Origin of the sequence: Shewanella sp. VB17 (assembly GCF_013248905.1) — a bacterium.
Taxonomy (GTDB): Bacteria; Pseudomonadota; Gammaproteobacteria; order Enterobacterales; family Shewanellaceae; genus Shewanella.
This window is the reverse complement of record NZ_JABRVS010000002.1, coordinates 1-8,978: the sequence shown is the minus strand read 5'-3', so window position 1 is coordinate 8,978 and position 8,978 is coordinate 1. Positions and strand designations below refer to the sequence as shown.

Below are 8,978 nucleotides of genomic sequence, written 5' to 3'. Positions count from 1 at the left end.
AAGTTATCGTGTATCCCCACTCGCTCAAGACCCAACACCGACTGCCAAATCTCACACAGCCGAGTCTCAAGCTCATTGCGGGGTGCAGTGTAATTGTCCCTATTAACCCAAGTCGGCTCAGGTAAAGCCCGCCTGTCTAGCTTACCGTTGATCGTTAATGGAACAGCATCAATATCTGTGAACGTCGCCGGCACCATGTATTCGGGTAAGCTTTGAGCCAGAGACGCCATGACGCTATCAATGTCCAAAACATGACCCTTTGTTAACATCACATACGCCGCTAAGTATTTAGCCCCATCACGTTCACGGTCTATCACCACAGCTTGCTTCACGCTATCGAGGAGTGATAACGCCGTTTCAATTTCACCTAGCTCAATCCGGTAACCACGGATCTTGACCTGGCTATCGTTACGGCCTAAATACTCCAAATGACCATCGGCTAAGTAACGTACCAAATCACCCGTTTTGTATAAACGCGTATACCCTTTTTCGATGTCTTCAGCCGTGGCAAACGGGTTTTTAATAAAGCTCGCCGCTGTTAAGTCTGGGCGATTAAGATACCCGCGCGCCAAACCTGCGCCACCGATGTAAAGCTCACCAGCCCCCCCAAGAGCAACAGGTTGCAAGCTAGTATTTAAAACATATAGCAGTGTATTATCTATTGCTTTTCCTATTTGAATATCATTGAAATCTTTAAGTAAGTTCTGCGTCACGCATACAGTTCCTTCTGTTGGGCCATATTGATTAAATGTCACCTTAGCAGGCAAGCAAGCTAATGCGTTTAACACATCCCCTCCCGTATGCAGCACCTGCAAGCTAGAATCTTTCAGCTCTTTCGCCATATGATTAACAATAACTGTAGGGATAAAGGCCTTATCGATCTGATACTCGTTGATCATTTTCAATAAAATTTCAGGATTTTTTTGAGCATGCTTAAGCACTATATGTAACGAAGCCCCTGAAAATAAACATGGAAAAAGTTCATAAACCGACGCATCAAAAACATAATTAGAAAAAAAGTAATACTTTTGTATCTGCTGATATTTCATGCGTTTTAATTATAAATTGAGATAGGTTCACAACTCCCCTATGCTCAATCATCACCCCCCTTTGGTTTCCCCGTCGTCCCAGAGGTGTAAATCACATAGGCCAAATCGTTAGCTGTGCTGACTAGGTTTAGTCTTTGGGTTGGCATACTTTCATAACTCGAAGACAAGTCTGCTGACAACAAACTCATATCATCACCCAGAGCAGTTAGCGTCTCAAGATATTGTGACTGCGTCACCACCATCTTGGCATCGGTATCGGTTAAGATGAACTGAGTTCGCTCTGCTGGGTACTCCGGCGAAATAGGCACATACGCACCACCCGCTTTCAGCACCGCTAAAATACTAATCACCATCTCCAGACTTCTGTCCAAATACAGTGGAATTAAGGTATCGGCCTTAAGCTCGTGACCACAGATATCGAGGTGTGTCTGACGGATGCTGTGGGCTAATTGATTGGCTCTTTCATTTAATTCAGCATAGGTGAGCTGCTTGTCTTCAAACACTAAAGCAATGTTATCCGGTGTTTTCGACACCTGCTCATCAAACAACTGATGCAAGGTTTTATCGCTTGGATATGGCGCCTCAGTGTCGTTAAAGCTGTGCAGCAAGGTATTGCGTTCATCCTCACTGATAAAAGATAATGACTGACATAACTGCGCGGGCTTGGCGGCGATTGAGCTTAAGATACACTCAAGCTGATTAAGCAGACGTGTGGCATCCTGGATGCTCAACCAAGCTTCACTAAATCCAAGGTTAACCGTTAAGCTATCCCCTTCCTCAAAAGCTATCACCGACAGCGGATAATCCACTTTCTCTACCGCATCACGGAAAGCTAAATTAGATTCAATCCCAGTATTAAGCTCATCCACCTCCGACAGCGGATAGTTTTCAAACACAAACAAGCTATGGAACAATCGCTCACCGTCTTGTTGCAGACTCGCTAGCGACACTGCACTGTGACTGTTCAACGCCGCAATATCTTTTTGAATCGCTTTTAAGCTAGCGCCAACCGTTAACTCGGCTTGCTCCCAATCAACCATCAATGGCAAGGTATTAATATACAGCCCAACGCTGGACTCAATCCCTTCAACCGGCACATCTCGACCCGATACCGTGGTCCCCACGATTGTTTGACTATCACCACTGTAGGTTTGCAGTAACTTATGCCAAGCAAACTGCAAAGCAACATTTAAGGTCACCCCTTTGCGCTTTACACATCGTGGTCAATTGCTTGTAGGCTTGACCTTCCACCTTAAATGCTTGCCCTGCCGGCTCATCCACAGCCTTAACCTGAGATAAGTCCACCTTATGAGTGAGCAGGTTAGATAAATCATTCGCGCCTTGATATTGCGCCTTCACCTCTGACCAATACATATCAGTGTCAGCTTGAGTATGACGATAATATTCTTGCGCAGCCAAATACGCCTTGTCCACCTCGATACGCGGCGCCTCACCTGCCATTAACTGATTGTAATAACCATGCACCGTATCCATCAACACAGGCACACTCCAGCCATCAATAATGCTGTGATGCTCACTTTTTAATACCGTAAACAAGTCATCCGCTTGCTTAATAATCGTAAAACGGACTAACCCCGGCTGAGTTAAATCAAAACCAACAGCCCTATCTTCTTGCTGTATCTCAATGATGACTTGTTCACGCGCCTCAAGCGATAAATGGCTAATATCTTTAACAGTGAAATTATCTTTATTAATACTCGCACCACGGGTTGTCACCTGCAGCATCTCTCCTTGCCAATCAAAAGCTGTGCGAAGGATTGGGAAACGTATCGATGCTAAGCGCCACGCCTCTTGATAGTTATCAAGGTCTAATGCACGTTGATAATCAAATAACATCTGTACACGATAAGCATCATCATCAGGCTGACTAATGTGATGATAGATAAACCCTTGCTGCAAGCTCGTGGCAGGGTAAATAGCTTCTATGTCATATTGGCCTTGTAAGCGATAAAGTTCTGAAACGGAGAATTTATCGAGCCCGTAATCACTCGGTGTCTTAAGTCCGCCTAATTGAGCTTGCTGTTTAGCAGTGTTAATCACCATTGTCAGCGCCGCTTCAAAATCAGCAACAAATAATGCCGTTTGCCCCTGTGATAAACGTGAAATAATACTAAAGCCCAACACCCCTTGCTGTACTGCACCATTGATATTAAGCGCTAAATCATCCTCGTTATCGAACGAGACTTGTACACCCACATCTGTTGATACCAAGCTCCAATCCAGCTCAGCTCCGCTAACACTGCTTTCACCTAATTGGCCTAAATAGTTAAAGCTCACTTCAGGTAATTGACCTGCAACACGCCCAACCTGACGCAAAGCACCATAACCAAGCCCCTTATCGGGTATTGCCCTGAGCATTTCCTTAGTGTGAATGATGGTCTCTGCAGCCGTTTCATAAGCATCAAGCTTCACCGGGTACATACTGGTAAACCAACCCACTGTTTGTGATACATCTAAGGTCTCATCAATCGACTCACGTCCATGCCCCTCCAGTACGATATGATTAACCGACTCTCCAAAGGTACTTTGTAGGGCAATCGTTAGCGCACTTAACAACAAGTCATTAATCTCAGTGTGATAACCGCTATTGGCCTCGCGCAATAAAGTCTCGGTTAACTCATGAGATAACATCACACCTTGCGTTTGCGGCTCACTAAGCTCAGGGAGTATCCGCATATCAGCGGTGACACCTTGCCAGTAAGCCACGTCCTTCTCCGACTTTTTTACCATACTCTGTGATGGCACCCACCCATTGCCGATAACTGCTGGTTTTTTCTGGTAAGCTTTGCCCTGTTAGCAGTAGACGCATGTCATCGGCAATAATTCGCCACGACACCGCATCAATAATCAAATGATGAAGTGCAAAGAAAAGACGTGAGCGGCCATCTTCATAGCCTGTCAGCTCTGCAGCCTGCCATAAAGGCCCTGCATCAAGTGCAAAGTCACTCTGCCAAGTCGTTAGTTGCTGATGCAACTCATCATCTGACAACTCACTGACATCACAACTCACTAAAGGTGCCATGGTGCTGCGGGCATCATAACGCTGACCTCTTGATGGTGAAGAGGTAAAGCGAGTACGCAAGACATCATGCTGCTCCGCTAAACTTTCTAGCGCCCTTTCGATGGCAGACAGTGTCACACCTTGAGGTAGCTGCACCATAAAGGCTTGATTCCAGTGATGCTCACTCGCCCATACCCCATCAAAGAACCATTGCTGAATTGGCAATAAATCAAACTCACCTTCAAGCACGCCTTGCTCGGCAACAATTTCAACCGCTGAGGCTTCTTTTTTCTAATGCAGATGCCAATTGCGCCACCGTAGGTGCATCAAAAATCACCTTAACCTGCAAGCTAAAGCCTGCTTGACGTAGTTTAGATACCAGCTGAATACTGATTATCGAATCACCACCACTGCGGAAAGAAAGTTATCGTGTATCCCCACTCGCTCAAGACCCAACACCGACTGCCAAATCTCACACAGCCGAGTCTCAAGCTCATTGCGGGGTGCAGTGTAATTGTCCCTATTAACCCAAGTCGGCTCAGGTAAAGCCCGCCTGTCTAGCTTACCGTTAATCGTTAATGGAACAGCATCAATATCTGTGAACGTCGCCGGCACCATGTATTCGGGTAAGCTTTGAGCCAGAGACGCCATGACGCTATCAATGTCCAAAACATGACCCTTTGTTAACATCACATACGCCGCTAAGTATTTAGCCCCATCACGTTCACGGTCTATCACCACAGCTTGCTTCACGCTATCGAGGAGTGATAACGCCGTTTCAATTTCACCTAGCTCAATCCGGTAACCACGGATCTTGACCTGGCTATCGTTACGGCCTAAATACTCCAAATGACCATCGGCTAAGTAACGTACCAAATCACCCGTTTTGTATAAACGCGTATACCCTTTTTCGATGTCTTCAGCCGTGGCAAACGGGTTTTTAATAAAGCTCGCCGCTGTTAAGTCTGGGCGATTAAGATACCCGCGCGCCAAACCTGCGCCACCGATGTAAAGCTCACCAGCCCCCCCAAGAGCAACAGGTTGCAAGCTAGTATTTAAAACATATAGCAGTGTATTATCTATTGCTTTTCCTATTTGAATATCATTGAAATCTTTAAGTAAGTTCTGCGTCACGCATACAGTTCCTTCTGTTGGGCCATATTGATTAAATGTCACCTTAGCAGGCAAGCAAGCTAATGCGTTTAACACATCCCCTCCCGTATGCAGCACCTGCAAGCTAGAATCTTTCAGCTCTTTCGCCATATGATTAACAATAACTGTAGGGATAAAGGCCTTATCGATCTGATACTCGTTGATCATTTTCAATAAAATTTCAGGATTTTTTTGAGCATGCTTAAGCACTATATGTAACGAAGCCCCTGAAAATAAACATGGAAAAAGTTCATAAACCGACGCATCAAAAACATAATTAGAAAAAAAGTAATACTTTTGTATCTGCTGATATTTCATGCGTTTTAATTATAAATTGAGATAGGTTCACAACTCCCCTATGCTCAATCATCACCCCCTTTGGTTTCCCCGTCGTCCCAGAGGTGTAAATCACATAGGCCAAATCGTTAGCTGTGCTGACTAGGTTTGGTCTTTGGGTTGGCATACTTTCATAACTCGAAGACAAGTCTGCTGACAACAAACTCATATCATCACCCAGAGCAGTTAGCGTCTCAAGATATTGTGACTGCGTCACCACCATCTTGGCATCGGTATCGGTTAAGATGAACTGAGTTCGCTCTGCTGGGTACTCCGGCGAAATAGGCACATACGCACCACCCGCTTTCAGCACCGCTAAAATACTAATCACCATCTCCAGACTTCTGTCCAAATACAGTGGAATTAAGGTATCGGCCTTAAGCTCGTGACCACAGATATCGAGGTGTGTCTGACGGATGCTGTGGGCTAATTGATTGGCTCTTTCATTTAATTCAGCATAGGTGAGCTGCTTGTCTTCAAACACTAAAGCAATGTTATCCGGTGTTTTCGACACCTGCTCATCAAACAACTGATGCAAGGTTTTATCGCTTGGATATGGCGCCTCAGTGTCGTTAAAGCTGTGCAGCAAGGTATTGCGTTCATCCTCACTGATAAAAGATAATGACTGACATAACTGCGCGGGCTTGGCGGCGATTGAGCTTAAGATACACTCAAGCTGATTAAGCAGACGTGTGGCATCCTGGATGCTCAACCAAGCTTCACTAAATCCAAGGTTAACCGTTAAGCTATCCCCTTCCTCAAAAGCTATCACCGACAGCGGATAATCCACTTTCTCTACCGCATCACGGAAAGCTAAATTAGATTCAATCCCAGTATTAAGCTCATCCACCTCCGACAGCGGATAGTTTTCAAACACAAACAAGCTATGGAACAATCGCTCACCGTCTTGTTGCAGACTCGCTAGCGACACTGCACTGTGACTGTTCAACGCCGCAATATCTTTTTGAATCGCTTTTAAGCTAGCGCCAACCGTTAACTCGGCTTGCTCCCAATCAACCATCAATGGCAAGGTATTAATATACAGCCCAACGCTTGACTCAATCCCTTCAACCGGCACATCTCGACCCGATACCGTGGTCCCCACGATTGTTTGACTATCACCACTGTAGGTTTGCAGTAACTTATGCCAAGCAAACTGCAAAGCAACATTTAAGGTCACCCCTTGCGCTTTACACATCGTGGTCAATTGCTTGTAGGCTTGACCTTCCACCTTAAATGCTTGCCCTGCCGGCTCATCCACAGCCTTAACCTGAGATAAGTCCACCTTATGAGTGAGCAGGTTAGATAAATCATTCGCGCCTTGATATTGCGCCTTCACCTCTGACCAATACATATCAGTGTCAGCTTGAGTATGACGATAATATTCTTGCGCAGCCAAATACGCCTTGTCCACCTCGATACGCGGCGCCTCACCTGCCATTAACTGATTGTAATAACCATGCACCGTATCCATCAACACAGGCACACTCCAGCCATCAATAATGCTGTGATGCTCACTTTTTAATACCGTAAACAAGTCATCCGCTTGCTTAATAATCGTAAAACGGACTAACCCCGGCTGAGTTAAATCAAAACCAACAGCCCTATCTTCTTGCTGTATCTCAATGATGACTTGCTCACGCGCCTCAAGCGATAAATGGCTAATATCTTTAACAGTGAAATTATCTTTATTAATACTCGCACCACGGGTTGTCACCTGCAGCATCTCTCCTTGCCAATCAAAAGCTGTGCGAAGGATTGGGAAACGTATCGATGCTAAGCGCCACGCCTCTTGATAGTTATCAAGGTCTAATGCACGTTGATAATCAAATAACATCTGTACACGATAAGCATCATCATCAGGCTGACTAATGTGATGATAGATAAACCCTTGCTGCAAGCTCGTGGCAGGGTAAATAGCTTCTATGTCATATTGGCCTTGTAAGCGATAAAGTTCTGAAACGGAGAATTTATCGAGCCCGTAATCACTCGGTGTCTTAAGTCCGCCTAATTGAGCTTGCTGTTTAGCAGTGTTAATCACCATTGTCAGCGCCGCTTCAAAATCAGCAACAAATAATGCCGTTTGCCCCTGTGATAAACGTGAAATAATACTAAAGCCCAACACCCCTTGCTGTACTGCACCATTGATATTAAGCGCTAAATCATCCTCGTTATCGAACGAGACTTGTACACCCACATCTGTTGATACCAAGCTCCAATCCAGCTCAGCTCCGCTAACACTGCTTTCACCTAATTGGCCTAAATAGTTAAAGCTCACTTCAGGTAATTGACCTGCAACACGCCCAACCTGACGCAAAGCACCATAACCAAGCCCCTTATCGGGTATTGCCCTGAGCATTTCCTTAGTGTGAATGATGGTCTCTGCAGCCGTTTCATAAGCATCAAGCTTCACCGGGTACATACTGGTAAACCAACCCACTGTTTGTGATACATCTAAGGTCTCATCAATCGACTCACGTCCATGCCCCTCCAGTACGATATGATTAACCGACTCTCCAAAGGTACTTTGTAGGGCAATCGTTAGCGCACTTAACAACAAGTCATTAATCTCAGTGTGATAACCGCTATTGGCCTCGCGCAATAAAGTCTCGGTTAACTCATGAGATAACATCACACCTTGCGTTTGCGGCTCACTAAGCTCAGGGAGTATCCGCATATCAGCGGTGACACCTTGCCAGTAAGCCACGTCCTTCTCCGACTTTTTTACCATACTCTGTGATGGCACCCACCCATTGCCGATAACTGCTGGTTTTTTCTGGTAAGCTTTGCCCTGTTAGCAGTAGACGCATGTCATCGGCAATAATTCGCCACGACACCGCATCAATAATCAAATGATGAAGTGCAAAGAAAAGACGTGAGCGGCCATCTTCATAGCCTGTCAGCTCTGCAGCCTGCCATAAAGGCCCTGCATCAAGTGCAAAGTCACTCTGCCAAGTCGTTAGTTGCTGATGCAACTCATCATCTGACAACTCACTGACATCACAACTCACTAAAGGTGCCATGGTGCTGCGGGCATCATAACGCTGACCTCTTGATGGTGAAGAGGTAAAGCGAGTACGCAAGACATCATGCTGCTCCGCTAAACTTTCTAGCGCCCTTTCGATGGCAGACAGTGTCACACCTTGAGGTAGCTGCACCATAAAGGCTTGATTCCAGTGATGCTCACTCGCCCATACCCCATCAAAGAACCATTGCTGAATTGGCAATAAATCAAACTCACCTTCAAGCACGCCTTGCTCGGCAACAATTTCAACCGCTGAGGCTTCTTTTTTCTAATGCAGATGCCAATTGCGCCACCGTAGGTGCATCAAAAATCACCTTAACCTGCAAGCTAAAGCCTGCTTGACGTAGTTTAGATACCAGCTGAATACTGATTATCGAATCACCACCACTGCGGA

6 protein-coding genes and 2 pseudogenes are annotated in these 8,978 nt (G+C 45.6%); all 8 read right to left on the bottom strand.

Annotated features, from left to right (window positions below; genetic code table 11):
- On the bottom strand, positions 1–1,049 hold a 1,049-nt coding region (locus tag HQQ94_RS22265; RefSeq protein ID WP_173296794.1), incomplete at its 3' end, for an amino acid adenylation domain-containing protein.
- 44 nt (positions 1,050–1,093) lie between these two features.
- A complete protein-coding gene (locus HQQ94_RS22260; protein WP_173296792.1) occupies positions 1,094–2,248 on the bottom strand; it encodes an AMP-binding protein in 1,155 nt (384 codons plus the stop codon).
- Positions 2,211–4,320 (bottom strand): annotated as a pseudogene (locus tag HQQ94_RS23205) (condensation domain-containing protein). The gene HQQ94_RS22260 and the pseudogene HQQ94_RS23205 overlap by 38 nt, the downstream one beginning before the upstream one ends.
- A gap of 19 nt (positions 4,321–4,339) precedes the next feature.
- Positions 4,340–4,453, bottom strand: coding sequence for a hypothetical protein (locus tag HQQ94_RS23200; protein ID WP_217274258.1), 114 nt, complete (start codon positions 4,451–4,453; stop codon positions 4,340–4,342).
- An 11-nt stretch (positions 4,454–4,464) separates the two neighbouring features.
- Positions 4,465–5,541, bottom strand: a complete 1,077-nt coding sequence (locus HQQ94_RS22240) for an amino acid adenylation domain-containing protein (RefSeq protein ID WP_173296788.1) — start codon at positions 5,539–5,541, stop codon at positions 4,465–4,467.
- Positions 5,501–7,477, bottom strand: a complete 1,977-nt coding sequence (locus tag HQQ94_RS23195) for a condensation domain-containing protein (RefSeq protein ID WP_375335727.1) — start codon at positions 7,475–7,477, stop codon at positions 5,501–5,503. The genes HQQ94_RS22240 and HQQ94_RS23195 overlap by 41 nt, the downstream gene beginning before the upstream one ends.
- A gap of 42 nt (positions 7,478–7,519) precedes the next feature.
- Positions 7,520–8,810: pseudogene (locus HQQ94_RS23190) on the bottom strand (condensation domain-containing protein); the annotation flags it as partial.
- Positions 8,811–8,829: 19 nt separating this feature from the next.
- The gene (locus HQQ94_RS23185; RefSeq protein WP_173296796.1) at positions 8,830–8,958 is read right to left on the bottom strand and encodes a phosphopantetheine-binding protein; all 129 of its coding nucleotides are present in this window, start codon (positions 8,956–8,958) and stop codon (positions 8,830–8,832) included.
- Positions 8,959–8,978 lie beyond the last annotated feature (20 nt).